The organism is Brucella rhizosphaerae, assembly GCF_002252475.1.
GTDB classification, from domain to species: Bacteria; Pseudomonadota; Alphaproteobacteria; order Rhizobiales; family Rhizobiaceae; genus Brucella; species Brucella rhizosphaerae.
In genome coordinates, this window is record NZ_NNRK01000017.1 from 410,929 (window position 1) to 431,455 (window position 20,527).

The following is a 20,527-nucleotide window of genomic DNA, read 5'->3' on the forward strand; positions in this document are numbered from 1 at the left end:
CTATCGACCCACTTTGGAAAGCACATCTGCTCTCAGGAAACGTTCAACCACGAACATGAAGGCAATTGACGGCACCAGCAGGATCAATGCGCTGATCGATGCAATCTGGTAATTGCCACCAGAACTCGCTGTATAAAGCATGAGCGGTAAGGTTGTAATGTCGGGAGCACCCACAAAATATGTCCCGGTGAATTCATCAAGTGATTCAAGGAACACAAAGATTGCACTAGCCAGAAGACCGGGTGCGGCAATGGGCATGGTGATGTGGAAAAACGTCTTCATGGCAGATGCACCCATGGAACGCGCTGCTTCTTCCAACTCGCGGTCAATCGCAGAGAAGGCAGCGGTCGCGATCCATACCGCATAAACGAGACCGTGGGTCACATGCACCAACACTACGCCCGTAATCGTGCCATTGAGCCGTAGCGTATAAAACATCTGCGCGATGTTTACATAGATAGGCAAGTTCGGAAATGCCTGCGGGATCAGCAAGATCAATAGAACCAGTCCGCGAAATGGCAGCTTCAGTCGTGCAAGCGCATAGCCCGCTGGAATTGCGAGGCCAAGTGAGACAACTACTGTCAGACTTGCGATAACCACACTGGTTCCGAGCGAAGAAAGCGCATTGCCCCGCGCCGAAAAGACGTTTGCCCAAAAGGAAAAACCATACTGGATTGGCAGCGTATGCGGGAAGTACCAGCGTTCGGCTACTGCCCAAAGAAGCAGATTGGCGAGCGGCCCGAAGATAGCGAAAGCCAGCAAACCAAGCACGATGCCGCGCGGTATCCAGCGCCAGTCAAATGTGGTGTTCATCAGCCGTGCTCCTTCATGGTCTGTCTGAGATAAATCCATGCAACCAGACTGGTCATCAGGAGCGAGATAGTGCCGAGTGCATTGGCAACGCCGTAATCGCCATAAGCATTGATACGGAAAGCCATATTGGCGGTGATCATTGTTGGAGATTGCGCATTGATCATGAGCGGCACGGAGAGCACCGACATCATGGTAACAAAGCTTAGGATCAGACCCACAAGCAACGTCGGGCGGACCTGTGGGAGCACGATTTCAATCAGAATGCGCAGGCGTCCGGCGCCGAGATTACGCGCTGATTCAATCGTGCTGCGATCAATCGATGCCATTGCGCCAGCCAGCAGCAATGTAACAAACGGTGTCTGTTTCCAGACAAATGCAATGACGATGCCGCGCCAGTCGAGAAAGCTCATGGCTTGAAGCGGTGTCAGAACGCCGCTTTCAATCAGCAGGCTGTTCATCAGCCCATTTTTGGCGAGAAATGTGCGCAATATCTGGCCAACGACGATGAAAGGAATAAACAGCGGCCAGCGATAGAGCCAGCGCAGAACGGTAACGGCACGCTGATTGGAGCCAAGCGTCAGATAGCCGCCGATAGCGATTGCGAAAAGGGCGATCAGTGCAGAGGAGAGGGTGACAATCACAATGGTGAACAGCATATCGCTTGAATAAAGCTCGAATGCTTTTGTAAAATTGCCGAAGCCCCAGTCTTCACCAACATGAAACGCCCCGGTTATCGAGCCAAACAGCGGCACGATGAACAGAAACAGCACGATGGCAAGCGCTGGAGCAACCAGCAGAAAACCCGTCATTCTCTGCGACATGGATATTCCCCGACTTTATGAAGTACAGCACAATCTGATCAGAGTGAACCGAAGATCGGTGAGATTATGCTTAAATTATATAAGGTTAGAGCGTCTGTCTGATTTAACCAGATCAGAATTTACTATAGAAACCGGATACGCTTTGTACGCACCCGGCCTATATTTTTATCAGTTACCAACCTGACGTTCATAGGCTTCCAGGATCGCGGTGTTGTATGGTGCGATCGGGAAAGGCTTGCCGTAATTAGCCAGATCTTCAGGCGAGATGTCCGTGAAGAGCTTGTTCCACGTATCAGCATCAAGTTCTGCCTTGACGTGATCGGCATCAATGCCCGGATACCAGTTAAAGCGCTTTACGATGCCCTCGGCCTGAACTTTTGGGCTGGTTGCCAGCGCCACGAACTTTTCTGCAAGTTCCTTGTTGGCGCTTTTTTCCGGGATCACATAATGCATCGGCTGGCCGGGCATACCTGGTGACGGCAGAACCAGCTTCATTTCCGGAGGAAGCTGACCATTGGCCTTCCATGAATAGAACATATCAACCCAGACCGGGCCCATGGCGATTTCGCCGCGGCTCAACATGTCGAGCGTACCGGCATTGCCCGGCGTCAGGGTTGCGTTGGTGGTGAAATCCTTGAGCGACGCAAATGCCTTGTCCCAATTCTTGGCTTCGCCTTCTTCAAACGGACCTTTCATGAGCTTGTCGGCGTCGCCGCCATACGCATAAATCCAGCCCATGACGAAGCTAACACCGGACGCGCCACCCTTGATGCCGTTATAGCCGAACTGCTTCGGGTTTTCCTTGGCCCAAGTGACCAATTCGTCATAGCTTTTTGGCGGATTGGCAACGAGCGCAGGATTATAGGCGAGCGCGGTCTGGCTGTTGAACATCGGCATGACATAGCCGTCAACATTGGTGCCAAGCGCCATCTTGGCGTTACCACGGGTCACAAGCTTGCCGCTGTCGATCTTGCTGCGATAGTTTTCGAGAAACTTCTTTTCAACCATCGGGCCAGCAAATTTCTCGTGGACCACGGCAACGTCTGCGTCCCACTTTTCAACACCCGCCTTGGATTGCGCTTCAAAGCGTTCGAGTATCTTCTGCGAACCTGCATCGCCCGGACCAGTGCCGACAACGCGGACCGTTGTGCCCGGGTTTTCCTTCTCGAAAAGTGGGCCAAGATATTCATTCACGTAATCGACCATGTTCTGGTCGCCCGCAGTCAGCACAGTCAGTTCGCTGGCTGCAGCAGGCGACGCTGTCAGACCAAGGACGAGAGCTGTTTTCAGGATCGTCTTCATCGAATAATTCCTGCTTCTGCATCCGCTTTGCGGATGATTGAGACGGTTGGATATTGGATATCCGGTGATGTGTGATCGGGAATTCTTATGCGGCTGCGGACGTTTGAAGGCCCGCAATGCTGTGGTGAGCAGTTGGTACTGCCAGGATCCATCTTCGTTGCAGTTTTTTTATGATGCACACCTGTGCACCATGATTATACCTGCCGCTATGATTGATCAGATCACTTGTCGAACAGGAATAGAGCCTGTTCGGGAATGCGGATTTCGACCTGTGAACCGGGCTGGTGACTTTCCGGCGCATCGACCAGAAGGTGCCTGCCGCCGACACTGACCATGTGTCGCCAAAGGCCACCCGGATAGCTGGTCTGATCGACTGTTCCGGACAAGACGAGTTCAGGTGTTGTGGCGGAATTAGGCGTTCCAGGCGCTGCGAGTTTTGCAGCTTCACTGCGAAAACGTGCTGTCGCGATGCCATCTGACAAATTGCGGCGACCGGCCGGAATTGTGCTCGCCTTGTTATGGGACCCGGCGGCAATCTCAATACGGTCAGCTTTGACTGTCACTGGCAGCTCAATGAGGTTTTCGGCCCCCATGAAAGCTGCAACAAAATCCGAGGCCGGATGATTATAGACTTCTTCCGGTTTGCCAGCTTGTGCCACTTCGCCATTGTTGAGAATGACGATGCGATCTGCCATGACCATCGCTTCTTCGCGATCATGAGTGACGTGGACAGCGGTGATACCAAGCCGACGCTGCAAAGCGCTGATCTCATGACGAACCGACAAGCGAATACGGGCATCAAGATTGGAAAGAGGCTCATCGAGCAACAGAATATCGGGTTCAATGGCCAATGCGCGACCAAGTGCTACACGCTGGCGCTGACCACCAGAAAGGGCGGCTGGTTTACGATCCAGGAGGGCATCAAGCCCCAGAAGACGTGCCACTTCCTGAACCTTTTGACGAGTTTTGTCCTTTGACGTGCCACGAATACGCAGACCATATCCAATATTCTGCGCTACAGTCATATGCGGCCAGAGCGCATAGGATTGAAAAACCAGAGCCATTCCGCGCTTATCAGGCGGAAGGCGAGTGACATCTTTGCCACCAACGCGGATCGCGCCATCGCTGGGCGTATTGAAGCCCGCAATTGCACGTAGCAATGTGGTCTTGCCGCAGCCCGAAGAGCCAAGCAGCGCTACGAACTCACCTTTCCTGACCGAAAGGTCTACACCTTTAAGAATCTCATTATTGCCATAACGAACGCGTGCATCCGCTACCTCCAAAAACGCAGGCATTTGCGTATCCTCCCCAGGATCGACGGCCGGTTTTATTTTTTCTGCACAGCCGTGCAATCGAGATTGAAGCATTTTTATTTTACCTCGACAAGCAACAAATTGTATTGCGCTGGAAAATCGTGAACGGCGTTTATGGGCCGCCCGTTGATATGGTTATCTAACGAGGTTTTATAACAGTCGTATGACTGGAGCTGCGCAGGTGTGCAAAAACGTGGACAGCTTTGCAAAGCTGTCCACGCTGCACGCAAGCTGTTCCGACACGAAGGACAGCCTACAAGTAATTCATTCAGGCGGTTTCGGCCTCGTGGCGCGCTTCAGTTCGGGCAGTCCGCCAGGATGAGAACAGAAATGCCATAATGAAAATTACGGTCATCAGCAGAACAATTGTCGGGGCAGGGGCGCTGTCGATGAAGAACGACAGATAGACACCCATGAATGACGAGAAGACTGCAACAATCACGGCAACAATCATCATACTGCTGAACCTGCGGGTGAGCAGAAATGCGATTGCACCGGGTGCGATGAGCAGTGAGATGGCGAGAATGATGCCTACCGCTTTCAGAACACCGACAATAGTCAGCGAAATCAGGCACAGAAGCCCATAATGCAGAAGCCTGACCGGCAACCCAACAGCTCGCGCTTGTGCTGGATCAAATGCGTGCAGCAGGAAATCCCGCCATTTCACGATGAGAACACCGGCTGTCACCGCAGCAATAACGGCTGTTTCAATAAGATCGCCTGTATTAATGCCCAGAATGTCACCAAACAGGATGTGATCGAGGTGCACATTTGCTCGCACAGACACGTAAAGCACCAGCCCCAGGCCAAACATGCCGGAGAAAACGATCCCCATCACCGTATCCTGCTTGATACGACTGTTTTCCTTCAGAAATCCAGTCGCAAGCGCGCAGATCATGCCCGCAATGAAAGCACCAATGCCAAAGGGCAGTCCCACCATATAGGCAATAACGACACCCGGAAGGACAGCGTGACTGATGGCATCTCCCATCAGCGACCAGCCTTTCAGCACCAGAAAACAGGAGAGCAGGGCCGTAGGTATGGCGATCAGCACTGATGCGATCAACGCATAGACCATGAAGTCGAACTGAAATGGCATCAAAAGCATGTCAGGAAAATTCATGGTTGCGCCTCCCGCAACGCGCTTGCCGCCCGCCTTCTGGCGGCGAGCATTCCATGTTTTGGTGCAAGGAAGAATACAGTGAGGAAGACCAGTGTTTGCAACACGACGATGATTCCGCCAGTGGCGCCATCCATGAAGTAGCTGACATAAGCCCCGATAAAGCTTGTCAGCGCACCGATAAGGACAGCGATCCATAGAAGTCGCGAAAAACGGTCCGTCAGGAGATAAGCAGTAGCACCCGGCGTCACGACCATGCATATCACCAGAAACGCGCCCACGGTCTGCATCGCAGCCACAGTGGATGCTGAGAGCAGCGTGAAGAACATGATTTTGAGTGCGGTTGGTTTCAAGCCGATCGAACGTGCATGGCTTTCATCAAAAAAGACCACCATCAGGTCTTTCCATTTCAACAGCAGCAATGCGAGCGAGACGAACCCAATGATCGCCAATTGCAGAATGTCGCTCGGGGTGATGGCCAGAATGTTGCCAAGCACGATTGTCTGAATGCTGATAGACGTTGGCCTCAGCGAAATCATGAACAGGCCAAGGCCAAAGAATGCCGTGAAAATCAATCCAATGATTGCATCTTCTTTCAGCTTTGTGCGCTGATTGAGAAACAGCATCGCCGCCGCTGCAAGTCCCCCAGAAAAAAATGCCCCAATGGAGAATGGCAAACCCAGCATATAGGCACCGGCAACGCCCGGAACGATGGAATGCGAAAGCGCGTCACCGATCAGCGACCAGCCTTTAAGCATCAAATAGGCAGAGAGAAATGCACAAACGCCACCGACCAGGGCCGATACCCACATCGCATTGATCATGTAGCCGTAGTGGAACGGTTCAAGCAGAAGGGACATTAATCGCGCCCCTTTGCTTTAGGCTCGTAGAGAACGAAAGGCCGCTCATCATCTGTGATCACGCCGACAGCCGAGCGATTTTTTTTGGTAGTCTCATCCAAAACCAGATGACGCAAAACACCGCCAAACGTCTTCTCTAGATTGGCTTGCGTAAAAATCTCTTCTGTCAGGCCGTAGGCCAGTACCGTGTTCTTGACCAGAACGGTGCGGTCGCAGAACTCCGGCACGCTGCCAAGATTATGTGTCGAGACAAGCATCACGCGACCTTCGTCACGAAGTCCATGCAGAAGAGTGACGATTGCCTCTTCCGTCTTCACATCCACACCTGTGAAAGGCTCATCCAGCAGGATTACGCGGCCATCCTGTGCAAGTGCACGCGCGAGAAAAACACGCTTCTTTTGCCCTCCTGACAGCTCCCCGATCTGGCGCTTGCGATATTCGAGCATGTTGACGCGGCTCAATGCCTTTTCAACCGCCTCATGATCAGCACGACGGGGGATACGCATCATGCCCATATGGCCATAACGCCCCATCATGACGACGTCTTCGACCAGAACAGGAAAATTCCAATCGACTTCTTCGCTTTGCGGAACGTAAGCGACAAGGTTTTTCTTGAGCGCTTCTTTAACCGGCAGACCAAGGATTGAGATTTCGCCTTTGGCGAGGCGCACAAACCCCATGATGGCCTTGAACAGGGTCGACTTTCCTGAACCGTTCACTCCAACGAGCGCTGTTATGGTTCCAGTCGGTATCCTGAACGTCGCACTGCGCAAGGCTGTGTGACCATTGCGATAGGTAACAGTCGCATCTTTCACGTTCAAACCGTCGACCGCGCTTTGTTCAAGCGCGGTCAGATTTTCGTCGTGATGACTGATCGAGACGTTCATTGTTTGAGGCCTTTTGCAATGGTGCTCGAGGTAACTTTCAGCAGATCGAGATAGGTTGGCACAGGTCCATCGGCTTCAGAAAGTGAATCGACATAGAGAACACCGCCGTACTTCGCGCCTGTTTCACGCGCAACCTGCTCTGCGGGTGCGGCCGAAACTGTGCTTTCCGAGAATACCGCCGTAATACCGTGCTCCCTCACAGCATCAATCACTGTGCGAACCTGCTGCGGCGTACCTTGCTGATCGGCATTGATTGGCCAGAGATACAATTCCTTCAGATCAAAATCCCGCGCGAGATAAGAGAATGCACCTTCACTCGTCACCAGCCAGCGCTTGTCTGCAGGAATTGAATCAAGCTGGGCATGGATCGGATCAATCGCTGCCTTGATCTGAGCCTTGTAGTTCTCCGCATTCGATTTGTAGGTATCCGCATTGTCTGGATCATATTTCACAAAAGCGTCTCTGATATTGTCGACGTAGATCAGAGCGGAGGTAGGGGACATCCAGGCATGGGGATTTGGTTTGCCGCTGTATGGACCTTCACTAATATCCATAGGCACAACACCATCAGACGCAACCGCACTTGGCACATCTTTCAGGCGTGAAAAGAATTTTTCGAACCACAGCTCCAGTCCAAGACCATTCCACAAGACGAGCTTCGCATCCTGCGCCTTTATGAGGTCGCCTGGGGTAGGCTGATACTCATGAATTTCAGCACCTGGCTTGGTAATTGATTCAACCGTTGCTGCGTCACCCGCGACATTGCGTGCAATATCTGCAATCACCGTGAATGTGGTGACAGCTTTGAACTTCTCTGCGGCAAAAGCTGAACCCGATACCGCACAAAACATCACGCTTCCGGCAAGGCTAGCCGTCAAAGCCCGCATGAAAGGTCGAATCATTTCCATCTCCTTAATGCTAATAATTCGCAATTGCATAAAATAGAAAATAGAGATCTACAAGCGCTTTTGCAAATGATTTGCAAAAGCGCTTACATTTTATTGCCCACTCTGATTATTCAATAAAATACTTACACCTATAAATTGTATTCCCAGTTATTGTTGTGTAGTTTCCTACAGGGGGAGGCACTTCGTTCTATCGGAACGATTCACACGATTTTCAAATCAATCATACGAATTAATTCAGCCAGTTTCAGGCGCGCATGCATTCAAAGCCATTCTCATTTTTTTGTTTTTGAAACGGGAAAAATTATGCGTTCAAACACCGAAAATACAAGCGAAAATCGCATTTCACCATCGGGTTCAACAATGGGCAGGGGGTCAGTTCAGCATACCGAAATAGTTGATTTTGCAGAAAGCCATTTTGTTTATGAGGTGACTGAAACTGGCTTCCAAATTTTTGCACCAAATCAGAATTCTGCGCTGATTTTGATTGAACCTGTTCGCAATTTAAAGTGGAAAATAGGGAGTGGTGAAGAGTTAACAGCAAGCTTTACCGCTGGAACTGCTTTCATCATCCCCGCACACCACACAATGGAAGTGCTGTGGCCAGAACCTGCGGTGTATTTGCAACTCACGCTTCCTGCGATCGATCCTTCACGCGATAGCATGAGAAATAGCGAGTCTACGCCGACTGGCCCAGTTGGCAATATTATCAACTTTTCCAGCAAGCAATGCCTGCAGGTAAGCCAGCTTGTGATCGAACAGTTACGCGAGCCTCAAGAGATAGATCAGAGCTACATGGCTTCTCTCTATTCCGTTCTTGTCCACCTTTTGCAGCGAAATGCGCAAATGGTCGAGGCATCCATGGTTATGCCAAACGGTCTCAGCAGCTATGCCGCTCGTCAAATCGAGGCGTATTTGAAAGAAAAATTCCGCGAACCAGTTTCTGTCCCTGATATGGCTTTGGCGCTGGGCATATCAGCAGGGCATTTTGCGACGCGTTTTCGAGAGAGCTTCGGACAGACGCCGCATCAGTATCTAATGAGTTTACGTTTAGATGAAGCAGAACGGTGGCTGAGGGAAACCGACATACCGATCAGCACTGTCGCTGCACGATTGAGTTTCTCAAGTCAGAGCCACCTCACAACAGCTTTAAGAAAATACAGAAGGCTGACACCTGGAGAACTCCGGCGCCGGAGTTCCCATCTAAGGTATCAAAAGCCCAAAACCACCACCTGACAGCAGGGTGGCCATTGCCTTGCCGCTGTCGGTGGCGATTAACTCGCTGTAGTAGTGGTTCCTCGCTTCAGCCATTTGCGCCAGATGTGAACTTCGCTTCTGCGGCGCAAGCGGCGAACGCGATGGGAATCGTGAGATAAGACGATTAAACCAAGCGGCAACATCCAAAAGCCAAGGATGGGCAAGAATCCCAAAGCTCCACCCACTACGAGCGAACCGCCGAGCGTTCTGCGCATCATGACCGATTGTGGCATGGGGATTCGCTTTCCAAGAATCACAATCGCACGTTTTCGCGGTTTTGGTTCGTATTCTTCGGTCACTCGATATTTCTCACAGGTTAGAATGGGGGCACTTCGCATACAGAAACGTACCAGAGAATATAGGGTTTCACGATCAGAATGCAAAAAGTTGGAAAAATTTGAAAATAGGGCTTTGCAAATCAGAAATCCTCCTGCTATACGCCACCTCGCTGACGCAACGAGCACCTCTTCCCCGGTAGCTCAGTGGTAGAGCAACCGGCTGTTAACCGGTTGGTCGCTGGTTCGAATCCGGCCCGGGGAGCCACTTACTTCTTGTAAGTGTTTGGAGACATTGCGCTTCTCCCAAGGCTCAAATTATTCTCAAACCTGAACTTCAATTAAACTACAAGATGATCTTGGCTTTATTGTCATCGTTTGTGACAGCACAACGGCCGATTGATTCGTTTGCCGGTTACACCGCAATCCCGAACAAAATTTATTTTATAGAATCGCAGCTTGCATCATCCATCATGGAACCGGATTGATGTCGTCGCCGTTATATCTCCATCTAACAGGAGAGAAATATGCTGACCGCAGGTGTGATGTGGCTTTTCGGTGTTCCTCTGGTCGCCGTGATTCTGATTTATTTCCTTTTTCTTCGTAAACGCTGACGAAGATCTGAGTTCAAAACATCAATGATATCGGCATGTTGAAAACAGAACGTGATGATGCCGTACCCCGTTCTTCGACTATCGTGTCCAATATCGCCAAAGACTCATGAATGGAGAAAGATATGAAGCTTTCTGTGATTTCGCTGGCCGCAGCTATGGCTATGTTTTCATTTGGTGCCAATGCAGCACCTGTTTCAATGCCAGAGCCAACCAATCAGACGGGCTTGACGCATAACGTTGACTATCGTTGCGGACCAGGCCGCGTAACAGACCGTCGCGGACGTTGTGTACGGGTACGTCGACAGGCACCGCCTCCACCACCACGGTGGCACCGTGACCGACCATCCCGCGACTGGAGAGGTGACCGTCACCATAGGTCTGAAAGGCATTACCGCGATCGGGGGAATGGCTACTTCATTCCTAAGAAACGCGAGTCCCACAATTAGAACGACCTAAGTTATCAGACGTGTTTTATTACCCTGTCAGCCCACCCGCTGGCGGGGTTTTTTCATATGCTTGACTTCAAGACACATCGCTACATTAATGAGCCAAGACACACCCGGGGGATGTTATGAAGAAATTACTTTTTGCTGCTGTTATCGCCTGCTCTGCTTCACCAGTTATGGCGGATAAGCTTTATGATAAGTGCATCGACCAATCTGACGGAAGCAACACGGCATGGGGGCAGTGTGGCGGCGACTGGTTGAAGCGAGCTGACAACAAGCTGAATGCGGCCTGGAAAAAAATCTACGGTCAGGCGGATGGGCAAACCAAAACTGACCTGCTGGCTGAACAGCGTTTATGGAACAGCTATAAGGAATCTTCCTGCAATTTCTATGCAAATGGCGATTGGGGCAGGGAAGGCCAAGTGCTGCATTATCCCGGCTGTAGGGCGGGCGTGATCGACGCCCGAACGAAGCAATTGCAAGAATACACCTCATTCACCTCAGGTCAGTAGCGCCGTTGTGGTCGAGGCCATTCAATTAAGGCCGATATCGAAAGCAAACGACCGCTAGGATATACCCGCGGCTCCCTGCCTACGTTTCGGTGTTCGGCGGGGAAGCTGCCCTGAAGGTCGACCTGGATATGACTTGAGATTCTTCGGTTCCTGCCAAGCGTTGATTGGCGGCAACGGCGTTTTTGATCCCTGTTGATGCAAATATAGTCCAGCCGTCAAATAGGCATCTTCCAGAGCGCCGTGACGGGCACCTACGCGCGATAAACCAATTCTCGACAGGCAATGGTCCAACTTGGCAGATTCGCCTCTCCAGTGCCGTCTGGCGCCATCCATTGTGCAATGAACCGGCTGTTCCAGCATCTGGACTTCTGCCTTGCGGAACTCCCGTTGAATATAACGCATGTCGAACTCAGCATTGTGAGCAACGAGTTCGTCTGCCCAACCGAACCATTGCCGCAATGCACCTGCCAGATCAGCGAACAAATCCTGATACCGCGTCATCCAGTTGTCGAATCCGTGAACCGCTTCAGCTTGCGGTGAACTGTCTTTTCTCGGATCGAAAATCAAATAGAGCGACTGCTTTAATAGTTCATCACCCTCAATCTTCACGGCTCCAACGGTGATAATGCGATCATAAGGCAATAATCCTGTTGTTTCTGTGTCGAAAACAATGATCTTTTTCTTGCGGGTGTGAACTGCCGGGTTGGAAATATCTGTCATGCGATGCCTTGTTTATACCCAACCGAGGTAAACATATTTCCTGGACCAGTTGAAGCTGTGCTGATTGAAGAAAGCGACGAAAAGACCAGCTTAAATATGGCACCAATAGCTGTATACGGTAGAGCTGCAATGTTATGGCACTTAGCCGGTACAGCACACAAATCTGCAAGTTTCGGATGCGAATAAAATCATGGAAGCCGCTTTGTCCAATCAGGAAACGGGTGTTCTGCCTCAGGCCTTCGAAGCTTCCGAGTTGTGCTGTTCCCCGCGCTTCGGCGATTGTCTCACATCTGCCGCGAAAGAGCTTTTGGCCATCACTGGCCGTTTGCCCCGCGAAGTGCGTTATCTGTCCGACATGCAGAAATGGCTGCTCAGCCAGGCAACCTTTGCAGTGCATTTTGAACATGTAACCAATCCGGAAAATCCACCAATTTCACCGACGAACCTGCTCAACTTTCTTAAAGGAACTCCTATTGCCAGCAAAAACACAACATTGGCATTTCTGCAGGAAACTCGTCACTACAAGCTGCTCGAGTCCATCCCGACATCTGATCGACGGCAGCAACTGTTTCGTGCGAAGCGGGAAACGGAAGCCCTCATTCATTTATGGCTGACAACCCATCTTGCTGCACTCGATTTAATGGATGAAGGTAATCGCGCTCAACTCATGCAGACAAAGCCTGATCTGCTGCGTTATGCCCAGCCGCTTATGACCCGGGAGGTACTGCACAATAGTGACTGGTGCAGACCTGTGGCTAGTATCGCAAATTTTACCCGTGCCGAATCTGGTAACAATATCCTGCATGATGTTGCGTCGCGCGCGCCGTGGGAGTTTACCGGTGACCGGATATGGATCGGGCAGGTGACCTCAAATGGCATATCCAACCGATATCGCATGTCACAAAGCAATACAGCCCGAATTCTTGCTCGCGCACGTGACGCTGGCCTTATGGGGTGGGAGCGCCCCGGAAATCGCGGCAACTGCTGGCTATCAGCCAGTCTGGTCAACGATTATCGTTACTGGCAGGCGCTCAAATTCGCAGCAATTTCCAAAGCCATGCGCAGCGCTGTCTCAACATTGAGCGATGGTATCTGAAAACAAAAAAGCGGCTGGACTTTTACGTCCAGCCGCTCTTCCCCGCCCAAAAAACGTTGCCTATTCCTCGATGGTATAGGTGCTGAGCTCACAGAGATTCTGTGTATCTGTTGTGGTGTCCAGATCGTCACTATCCTGAAACTCGAAACGCATGTCGTATTTGCACAGGCGACGACCGTCAGCGATCGTTATTTCGATTGTTTCGCCAGGATTAAGGACCTGCTGCCCGAAAACGTCACCTTCCCAGTTATTCACCCCAACAGGAGAAGTATAAAAGTGTGTCAGAACGGAACTTGTGCCATTCTTTAGATTGAATACCAGATCGTCTGCTTTCGCGACACTGACAAACATAAGCAACGCGGCCGAAACGGCGCCTGCAATTTTTATTCTTTTCATGATTACTACCCACCTGCTCAACATCGAGCATCGGAACATTAGTTAGAAACATTTGAGGCGTAAATGGTTATGATCATTCAGAAATAACCCTTTTTTGGGCGTAATTTTCTTCCGGGTCATACCAGCAATGTTTCCAAACGTATCCGACGTTTCGCGCGATAGCCGAAGACAAGCTTTAAGCGAACCCGCCCTGGCGGTCCGGCTTTATCTCGACTTCCGATTGAACCAAATCGAAGCAGCTGCGTTATTCATCTGTCATTAACCATGATGGAGGCTGATATGCTGCTATATTCTAAGATCGAAACCGGTGTTGCCGCTGCATTCCTGTTACTCATACCTCTCGCACTGTTTCTGGTATGAATAGTATGAAACTTGCAATCCAGGGACGGCATTCAAGGCCGCTAGCTTTGAATGTCGTCCAAATCTCTGCCTGATATTATTGACACAGATAATTTTTTGACCGCATTCGCTACCAACTGGTCTGCCCTTGCTATTTGAAGTGCTATTTATTTATGCATTTTCAGCCAACAGTGCCTTTCATCATCATTCCGAAGACCACAACATTGATTTTAATTAATGTTTGGATCCTTTTTCATTCATCTAGCGTTCACTCCAGCGACGATACATTTGTATCAGCACAAAAGGAGTGTCCCATGTTCAAGAAAGCCGTTCTCGCCGCTATTGCTCTTTCGTTTGTTGGTGCCCCGCTTGCACAGGCACAAAACTACAACCCACCACGTAAGCAGGGTTACGATCGCGTAGAGCCTGCTCGTCCGTCGCATGGCAAGGAGCTCCAGCGTAACACCCGTCGGGATCAGGGAAACAAGCGTTGGTCGCGTGGTGAACGTTACAGCGACTGGCGTCGTCATCAGGAAATCAAGGACTACAAGCGTTATGGTCTGAGTAAACCAGGCCGTGGCCAGCATTGGGTAAAAGTTGATAACCAGTATTTGCTGGTAACTGCTGCAACAGGTCTTATCGCAAGCATTCTTGCTGCGCGGTAAAACTGAAAGACAGTCAGAAATTACCAGCATGAAAGGCGGCATTAGCCGCCTTTTTGCATTTGTGAATGTATGGTTTAAACACGCGGGTCAGGTGCAAAACAACGAAATGAACGGTCTGCACGACTTGCCGAACCAAGTGCAAGTCTGCAATGTAGAGCTATAGGAAGCGTTACCCGTGCCGCAACAAAGCAGGCATGGCGTTCAGACGATGGCGCGTTAAGCGGAGAAATTACATGAGCGGCTTTCTAGCCCTTCTGGATGATGTTGCAGCAATCGCCAAGATTGCCGCCGCATCTGTGGACGACATATCCGCGAATGCCGCGAAAGCTGGTAGTAAAACCATCGGCGTCTTGATTGATGATGCTGCAGTTACCCCCAATTATGTGGTTGGCATAACGGCCGCACGCGAATTGCCAATGATCGGCAAAATCGCGATGGGAAGCCTCAGAAATAAGGCTCTGCTTATTCCGGTACTTCTCGCACTCGATTATTTCTTACCGATAGCGATTACGGCACTTTTGATGATCGGTGGTGCATATCTGTGCTTCGAGGGTGCTGAAAAGGTCTGGCACAAACTATTTCCTGGCGAAGACCACCATGAAGATGGAGCTCAAGAGGCCAAAGACCCGACTGCACTTGAAGAAAAACGTGTTGCCGGTGCTATCAAAACAGATCTCATTCTTTCCGCTGAAATCATGACGCTCGCGCTTTCGATGATTGAAACCAACTCAATCTGGATCGAGCTTGCTACACTTATAGTCGTAGGTATCATGATTACGGTTTTGGTCTATGGCGTCGTTGCCATAATCGTGAAGCTTGATGACTTTGGCATGCTGATGGCTCGAAAGGGCCGTCTTTCAGCAACGCGAGCATTGGGGCGCTGGACAGTTCGCACTGTGCCCAAACTATTATTATTGCTCACGATTATCGGCACAGCCGCAATGCTGTGGGTTGGTGGCAATATCTTCATTCATGGTTTGCACGGACTGGGTATTCATCAGCCATTTGCATGGATTACAGAAACTGCCGCCAGCCTTGCAGGCTATGTGACAGCAAGCCTGGCCAGCACTGTAAACTGGTTTGCGACAGCCTTTGCAGACGGTGTGTTCGGCTTCGTTCTCGGCACGCTGATAGTCGTTTTTATGGCGAAGGTTGCTGAGCCCTTATGGACCGCTGCTACAGGAAAAGCGTGAAGCAAAGCAATAGAGCGAGGAGACCTCGCCCTATTGCCAAACGACGTTCAGATCATGCCGCCATTGGCACGTAAAACCTGGCCATTAATCCAGCGTCCGTCTTCGCCAACCAGAAAAGCAACAGCCGCGGCAATATCTTCCGGAGTTCCAAGTCGCTCCAGCGGGTTCATTTTTGCCATACGCTCTATCAGCTCCTCGGATTTGCCGTTCAGGAATAAATCCGTCGCCGTCGGTCCGGGAGCGACCGCATTCACTGTGATGTTGCGACCACGCAGCTCTTTCGCGAGAATTCCGGTAAGTGTTTCAATCGCAGCCTTTGTTGCGGCGTAAACACCATAATTTTCGAGCTTCAACCCAACCACACTGGTCGAGAAATTGACAATCCGTCCGCCATCACGCAGTCGTTGAGCTGCTTCTCTCATTGTATAGATGCTGCCTTTAAGATTGATCGCAATCTGGCTATCGATAACGGAATCGTCGCCATCCTTCACAGAAGCAAGTTTCATAATGCCTGCATTGTTGACCAGCACATCAACACCACCAAAAGCAGTTTCCGCGCTTTCAAACATATGCTTTACGGCCGCGGCATCGCTAACATCCGCCTGATGTGCGACGGCCCGACCTCCGGACTGAATAATATCGGCCACCAATTCTTCCGCCGCATTCTTATTGCCAGCATAATTGATGATGACCGTGAAACCATCCGTTGCCATCCGTCGCGCGATAGCAGAACCGATACCACGCGATGCACCTGTGACGATTGCAATCTTTTCATTGCTTGCTGACATGAGTTTGTCTTCCATATGAGGCACATCTCAGAACATGATCGGGTGAGATGCACATTAAAACCAAAGACTTGAGCGTAAACCGATAAAAGCACGCTTTCCAAGTTCGAAACAAATATAGCGCTTCTATAATTCCGGTTAATCATGCATAATTCGGCATCACTATCCGATAAAAGCGAACAATATCATGGACAGATTTGATGCCATGCGAGTCTTCACACGAGTTGCAGAGCGCCGTAGTTTCACGCTTGCGGCCGAAGATTTGGGGCTGCCGCGTTCAACTGTTACAGATGCGGTCAAACAGCTTGAAAAGCGTCTTGGGGTCTGCCTTCTTCAACGCACCACCCGTCATGTTAGCCCGACACTTGACGGCGAAGCCTATTATCGGCGCTGTATTTCCATTATCGAGGAATTAGAGGAAGCAGAAGGCGCTTTTGCCGGTGCCAAGCCAAAAGGCATACTGCGCATTGATGTGCATGGCACGCTTGCCCGGCATTTCATGCTGCCAGCTTTGCCGCGTTTTTTTAACACTTATCCTGACATTGAAATCTACATGAGTGAAGGCGACCGTTTCGTCGATCTTGTCCGCGAGGGTATAGATTGTGTGCTGAGAGCCGGGATATTGCAGGATAGCGACATGATCGCTCGCCGTGTTGCCTTGTTAAAAGAGATAACTCTTGCTTCGCCAGCTTACCTCGATCGCCACGGTACGCCAACGCATCCGGATAGCCTGGCCCACGGTCATCATATGGTGGGATTTCACTCAACATCGACGGGCGGATTGCTGCCATTAGAGTTTACGATCGCGGGCAGGGTGGTTGAGATTAACTTGCCCGCACCGATGTCAGTCAATGCAGCTGGGAGTTATGTGTCGGCTGCAAGTCTTGGGTTGGGTCTGATCCAGGTTCCGATCTATCATGTAACAAAACTTATAGAATCCAAGGAATTGGTAGAAGTTCTTGCCGATTTCCCACCAAAGCCGACACCTGTGTCGTTACTTTACAGGCGCGAGCGTCAGTTGTCGCCACGCGTGCGGGTTTTCATGGATTGGCTGCAACAAGAGTTTAAAGACGCGCAATCAGCCAATAGAGAACTTGCATTCCTGTAGTCTTGGCGTATGTCAGTGCGCGGGGGACTTTTCAAACATGGTGTGTTTGCAATCTTTCAGGCGAAACATGCGGTACGGGGTAATTCGCGCCGGGCTGAACGCAATCGCTTTTTCCGGTCTGCATAAATTATTTCCGTCTGCTGGCGGGCGCGGCGTGGTCTTCACTCTGCATCATGTTGGCCCCAACCAGACTGATAAATTTCAGCCCAACTCCATTCTGTCGGTTACACCGGAGTTTCTTACAGAGACAATTCAAACTGTACTTGGCGCTGGTCTGGTGCCCGTTCATCTGCATGATTTGCCGGCATTGCTCGCGGATAGATCCGATAAGCGAAAATTTGTGGTCTTCACATTCGACGATGGTTATCGAAACAATGCAGAGATTGCCGCGCCAATTTTCCGAAAGTTTGGCGTTCCGTTTACAGTTTTCCCAACTATGGGCTTTGTCGCCCGCACGCATACGATCTGGTGGGAGACGGCTGAAGCACTTTTGAAAAAAACGCCGCAGATCGAATTCAACTTCGGCTCCAGAATGGAAACCCTGCGAACCGAAACGGTCACGCAAAAATATGCAGCTTTTGATCGATTAGCTGCGTTCGTTCGCACCTTTAATGAAGATGAAGCTGTTCGTCAGATCGATGAGCTTGCCGTTACGCAATGTGGAATTGATCCGCTCGCTATTGTTGATGAGCTGGTCATGGACCACGCGCAGTTGCAAGCCTTGGCAAACGACCCTCTGGTTCAGATTGGCGGCCATACAATTGCGCATGTCAACCTTCGTCGGGTAAACGAAGAGCGTCTTGTTCATGAGATAGACAGCTCAATAAGTGCTATTGACCGTTGCGTCGGCTACCGTCCTAAATCATTCTCATACCCTTACGGCTGGTGTTCAGCCGTTAGCGAACGCGAAATAGAAATGACCGCGAAAGCTGGATTTCAGGTAGCTGTAACAACCCAGCCAGCCGTCCTCCGAAGCTCAGACGCTTTAAGGCCAACGGCGATAAAGCGCATATCACTCAACGGTAACTTCCAGAAACAACGTTACGTCCAAGCCCTGATCTCCGGTCTTGCATTTATGTTTTTATAGATTTGGCTCGGACTCAATCAGTTCCATGCACAAAGCTTTGGCTGCGACAGAAATATCGGGATTGAACACCAGCCAATAACCTTTTTTGCTTGTCAGTGTCACGTCACAAGCAGGCACGAGCTGTCCACGTTTAACTGCACCGTCAATCAGTCCGGCCCATCCAAGGGCAACGCCTTGTTCGGCAATTGCAGCCTCAAGCACCAGATTATATGTGTTAAACACCAACCCATGATTACCGTCGTCAATTTCCTCATCAATCGCATTGAGCCATGTCTGCCAGGTGTACCAGCGGTCGCCTTGCAACGTATCAAGATGCAGCAGTGCGGTAGCGCCTAAACCTTTTCCATTCGGAAACGGACCGTGTCGTTCCAAAAAGCCTGGAGAACAGACCGGAACGACGGATTCTCCCACAAAACCAATCACATCTTTTGGAAAGTCTTCTCGCGAACCAAACAGAATAGAAATATCTGCATCTCTATGATCAAGCGGCTGCAACATGGACGATGCAGTGATGCGAACATCCACGTCTGGATATCTGGGGCGAAATTTTGCCACACGCGGCATCAGCCAGAAGGCGGCAAAACCATAGTCAGTTGCTATACGAAGACCGGGCGTGCGTTGCCTTCGTCTGATCTGCTGAATGGCCTCCTCAATTCCATCGAGCCCTAGGCGTACCGCCTCATAAAGTATGCGACCCTCGGGTAATATTTCCACACCTCGTGCGCGCCGTGCAAAGAGTGCAACACCCAAACGATCTTCCATACGTTTTATTTGATAGCTGACCGCTGGTTGCGTCATACCCAGTTCGCGCGCTGCAAGGGTCAGATTTTCCAATCGCCCCACCGCTTCAAAAACACCAAGACTGCCGATATCCCAGGACGAAGAAACCATAAATAACCTTTATGCCTGCAATAAAAAATGAATGTCTTCTCCCTTATCCTTAAAGATGTTTTCCTTAAAGCAAGAATGCAAGTCATAACGAAATTTGATTTTACGAAGCAGATTTCGTCAAAGCCAAACAGGGGAAAACGGATGCGCTATCTCAAACTGACGACACTTGCACTGGCAGCGTTCACGGGGCTTACAGGCGTGGCTTCTGCAGCAGATCCTGCAGCATGTGAAACCATTCGTCTTTCTGATCCGGGTTGGACAGATATTACATCAACAAATGCCATCGCCAGTGTGCTGCTCGATGGGCTGGGCTATAAGGCCGACGTGAAAACCATGTCGGTGCCTATTGGCTATGAGGCTCTTAAAACCGGCAATACTGATGTTTTCCTTGGCAACTGGATGCCTGCGCAACAGAAGTTCCGCGATGATCTCGCTGGCGCCAAGGCCGCTGAAGTGCTGGTCAAGAATCTGGAAGGTGCCAAATTCACTCTCGCTGTGCCAGATTACGTCGCCAAGGAAGGCGTGAAGGACTTTGCCGATCTCGCCGCCAATGCCGACAAGTTCGGCAAAGAAATCTACGGCATTGAACCCGGCGCACCAGCCAATCAGAACATTCAGAAAATCATCGAAGACAAGAAATTCAAGCTGGACGGCTGGAAGATCGTTGAATCCAGCGAACAGGCTATGCTTGCGCAAGTTGACCGCAAAAACCGGGATAAGCAATGGGTGGTCTTTTTGGCCTGGGCACCACATCCAATGAATACCAAGCTCAACATTGAATACCTGTCCGGTGGTGATGACTACTTCGGACCGAACTTTGGTGGTGCGGAAGTTTACACGCTGTCACGCACCGGCTGGGCAGGCGAGTGCCCGAATGCAGCAAACTTCTTCAAACAGCTTGTCTTCACTGTCGATATTGAAAATGCGCTGATGGACAAGATCCTGAATGAGGGAACTGAAGGTCCGGCAGCAGCTGCTGCATGGTTGAAAGCCAACCCTGAACATATCGATAAGTGGCTCGAGGGTGTCACTACATTTAAAGGCGAACCGGGAGCTGCAGCAGTCAAGGCAAAACTCGGCCTTTAAACTGCATTCAGCATGCATTGTCGGCGGGCGTTTTCA

Annotated in this window: 22 protein-coding genes and 1 tRNA gene; 10 read left to right on the forward strand and 13 right to left on the reverse strand. The window is 50.6% G+C overall.

The features are described 5' to 3' along the window. The 8 genes from CEV32_RS04000 to CEV32_RS04035 form a co-directional block, all read right to left on the reverse strand. The gene (locus tag CEV32_RS04000; RefSeq protein WP_094574384.1) at nt 1-813 is read right to left on the reverse strand and encodes an ABC transporter permease; all 813 of its coding nucleotides are present in this window, start codon (nt 811-813) and stop codon (nt 1-3) included. Beyond that, a complete protein-coding gene (locus CEV32_RS04005) occupies nt 813-1,634 on the reverse strand; it encodes an ABC transporter permease (protein ID WP_094574386.1) in 822 nt (273 codons plus the stop codon). The genes CEV32_RS04000 and CEV32_RS04005 overlap by 1 nt, the downstream gene beginning before the upstream one ends. 168 nt (nt 1,635-1,802) lie before the next feature. Further along, on the reverse strand, nt 1,803-2,936 hold the full coding sequence (locus CEV32_RS04010) for an ABC transporter substrate-binding protein (protein ID WP_094574388.1): 1,134 nt from the start codon (nt 2,934-2,936) through the stop codon (nt 1,803-1,805). 221 nt (nt 2,937-3,157) lie between these two features. Continuing rightward, on the reverse strand, nt 3,158-4,231 hold the full coding sequence (locus CEV32_RS04015; protein ID WP_094574390.1) for an ABC transporter ATP-binding protein: 1,074 nt from the start codon (nt 4,229-4,231) through the stop codon (nt 3,158-3,160). Nucleotides 4,232-4,517: 286 nt separating this feature from the next. Next, entirely contained in the window at nt 4,518-5,372 is an 855-nt protein-coding gene (locus CEV32_RS04020; protein ID WP_094574392.1) for a metal ABC transporter permease, read from the reverse strand. Next, nucleotides 5,369-6,229, reverse strand: a complete 861-nt coding sequence (locus tag CEV32_RS04025) for a metal ABC transporter permease (protein WP_094574394.1) — start codon at nt 6,227-6,229, stop codon at nt 5,369-5,371. Before CEV32_RS04025 ends, CEV32_RS04020 begins: the two co-directional genes overlap by 4 nt. Further along, complete coding sequence (locus CEV32_RS04030; protein ID WP_094574396.1) at nt 6,229-7,116, reverse strand: manganese/iron ABC transporter ATP-binding protein; 888 nt, start codon at nt 7,114-7,116, stop codon at nt 6,229-6,231. Before CEV32_RS04030 ends, CEV32_RS04025 begins: the two co-directional genes overlap by 1 nt. Then, the gene (locus CEV32_RS04035; protein WP_094574398.1) at nt 7,113-8,018 is read right to left on the reverse strand and encodes a metal ABC transporter substrate-binding protein; all 906 of its coding nucleotides are present in this window, start codon (nt 8,016-8,018) and stop codon (nt 7,113-7,115) included. Before CEV32_RS04035 ends, CEV32_RS04030 begins: the two co-directional genes overlap by 4 nt. Before the next feature lie 309 nt (nt 8,019-8,327). Between CEV32_RS04035 and CEV32_RS04040 the strand changes: the two genes are divergently transcribed. Next, nucleotides 8,328-9,257 carry a helix-turn-helix domain-containing protein gene (locus tag CEV32_RS04040; protein ID WP_235818703.1) on the forward strand — a complete coding sequence of 310 codons (930 nt, stop codon included), beginning with the start codon at nt 8,328-8,330 and terminating at the stop codon, nt 9,255-9,257. A gap of 38 nt (nt 9,258-9,295) precedes the next feature. Here the strand turns inward: CEV32_RS04040 and CEV32_RS04045 are convergent, their stop codons facing one another. Beyond that, nucleotides 9,296-9,577: a hypothetical protein gene (locus CEV32_RS04045; protein WP_094574400.1), complete on the reverse strand. Its 282-nt coding sequence runs from the start codon at nt 9,575-9,577 to the stop codon at nt 9,296-9,298. A gap of 169 nt (nt 9,578-9,746) precedes the next feature. On the opposite strand from CEV32_RS04045, the gene CEV32_RS04050 reads away from it, so the two are divergent. The 3 genes from CEV32_RS04050 (at nt 9,747) to CEV32_RS04060 (ending at nt 11,125) form a co-directional block, all read left to right on the forward strand. After that, a tRNA-Asn gene (locus tag CEV32_RS04050) sits at nt 9,747-9,821 on the forward strand. 468 nt (nt 9,822-10,289) lie between these two features. Then, entirely contained in the window at nt 10,290-10,613 is a 324-nt protein-coding gene (locus tag CEV32_RS23330; RefSeq protein WP_143128784.1) for a hypothetical protein, read from the forward strand. Nucleotides 10,614-10,738: 125 nt separating this feature from the next. Next, nucleotides 10,739-11,125, forward strand: a complete 387-nt coding sequence (locus CEV32_RS04060) for a lysozyme inhibitor LprI family protein (RefSeq protein ID WP_094574404.1) — start codon at nt 10,739-10,741, stop codon at nt 11,123-11,125. 54 nt (nt 11,126-11,179) lie between these two features. On the opposite strand, the gene CEV32_RS04065 is transcribed toward CEV32_RS04060, so the two are convergent. Then, a complete protein-coding gene (locus CEV32_RS04065) occupies nt 11,180-11,845 on the reverse strand; it encodes a 3'-5' exonuclease (RefSeq protein ID WP_094574406.1) in 666 nt (221 codons plus the stop codon). A 190-nt stretch (nt 11,846-12,035) separates the two neighbouring features. Here CEV32_RS04065 and CEV32_RS04070 point away from each other — a divergent pair, with 190 nt between their 5' ends. Then, nucleotides 12,036-12,941: a hypothetical protein gene (locus tag CEV32_RS04070; protein ID WP_094574408.1), complete on the forward strand. Its 906-nt coding sequence runs from the start codon at nt 12,036-12,038 to the stop codon at nt 12,939-12,941. Nucleotides 12,942-13,001: 60 nt separating this feature from the next. On the opposite strand, the gene CEV32_RS04075 is transcribed toward CEV32_RS04070, so the two are convergent. Beyond that, nucleotides 13,002-13,292: a hypothetical protein gene (locus tag CEV32_RS04075; RefSeq protein WP_374882763.1), complete on the reverse strand. Its 291-nt coding sequence runs from the start codon at nt 13,290-13,292 to the stop codon at nt 13,002-13,004. A 698-nt stretch (nt 13,293-13,990) separates the two neighbouring features. On the opposite strand from CEV32_RS04075, the gene CEV32_RS04080 reads away from it, so the two are divergent. Continuing rightward, nucleotides 13,991-14,341 carry an RcnB family protein gene (locus CEV32_RS04080; protein WP_094574412.1) on the forward strand — a complete coding sequence of 117 codons (351 nt, stop codon included), beginning with the start codon at nt 13,991-13,993 and terminating at the stop codon, nt 14,339-14,341. 233 nt (nt 14,342-14,574) lie between these two features. Further along, nucleotides 14,575-15,534: a DUF808 domain-containing protein gene (locus CEV32_RS04085; protein ID WP_094574414.1), complete on the forward strand. Its 960-nt coding sequence runs from the start codon at nt 14,575-14,577 to the stop codon at nt 15,532-15,534. A 47-nt stretch (nt 15,535-15,581) separates the two neighbouring features. On the opposite strand, the gene CEV32_RS04090 is transcribed toward CEV32_RS04085, so the two are convergent. Continuing rightward, complete coding sequence (locus CEV32_RS04090; protein ID WP_094574500.1) at nt 15,582-16,322, reverse strand: SDR family oxidoreductase; 741 nt, start codon at nt 16,320-16,322, stop codon at nt 15,582-15,584. 184 nt (nt 16,323-16,506) lie between these two features. On the opposite strand from CEV32_RS04090, the gene CEV32_RS04095 reads away from it, so the two are divergent. Continuing rightward, entirely contained in the window at nt 16,507-17,427 is a 921-nt protein-coding gene (locus CEV32_RS04095) for a LysR family transcriptional regulator (protein ID WP_094574417.1), read from the forward strand. Between the two features lie 298 nt (nt 17,428-17,725). Next, nucleotides 17,726-18,514 (forward strand): polysaccharide deacetylase family protein, encoded by a 789-nt coding sequence (locus tag CEV32_RS04100; RefSeq protein WP_235818704.1) that lies wholly within the window; start codon nt 17,726-17,728, stop codon nt 18,512-18,514. Here the strand turns inward: CEV32_RS04100 and CEV32_RS04105 are convergent. Further along, a complete protein-coding gene (locus CEV32_RS04105) occupies nt 18,509-19,405 on the reverse strand; it encodes a LysR substrate-binding domain-containing protein (RefSeq protein ID WP_094574421.1) in 897 nt (298 codons plus the stop codon). The two genes, CEV32_RS04100 and CEV32_RS04105, sit on opposite strands and share 6 nt — an antisense overlap. A gap of 141 nt (nt 19,406-19,546) precedes the next feature. Here CEV32_RS04105 and choX point away from each other — a divergent pair, with 141 nt between their 5' ends. Then, nucleotides 19,547-20,491 (forward strand): choline ABC transporter substrate-binding protein, encoded by a 945-nt coding sequence (choX, locus tag CEV32_RS04110; protein ID WP_094574423.1) that lies wholly within the window; start codon nt 19,547-19,549, stop codon nt 20,489-20,491. The last annotated feature ends 36 nt before the right edge of the window (nt 20,492-20,527 follow it).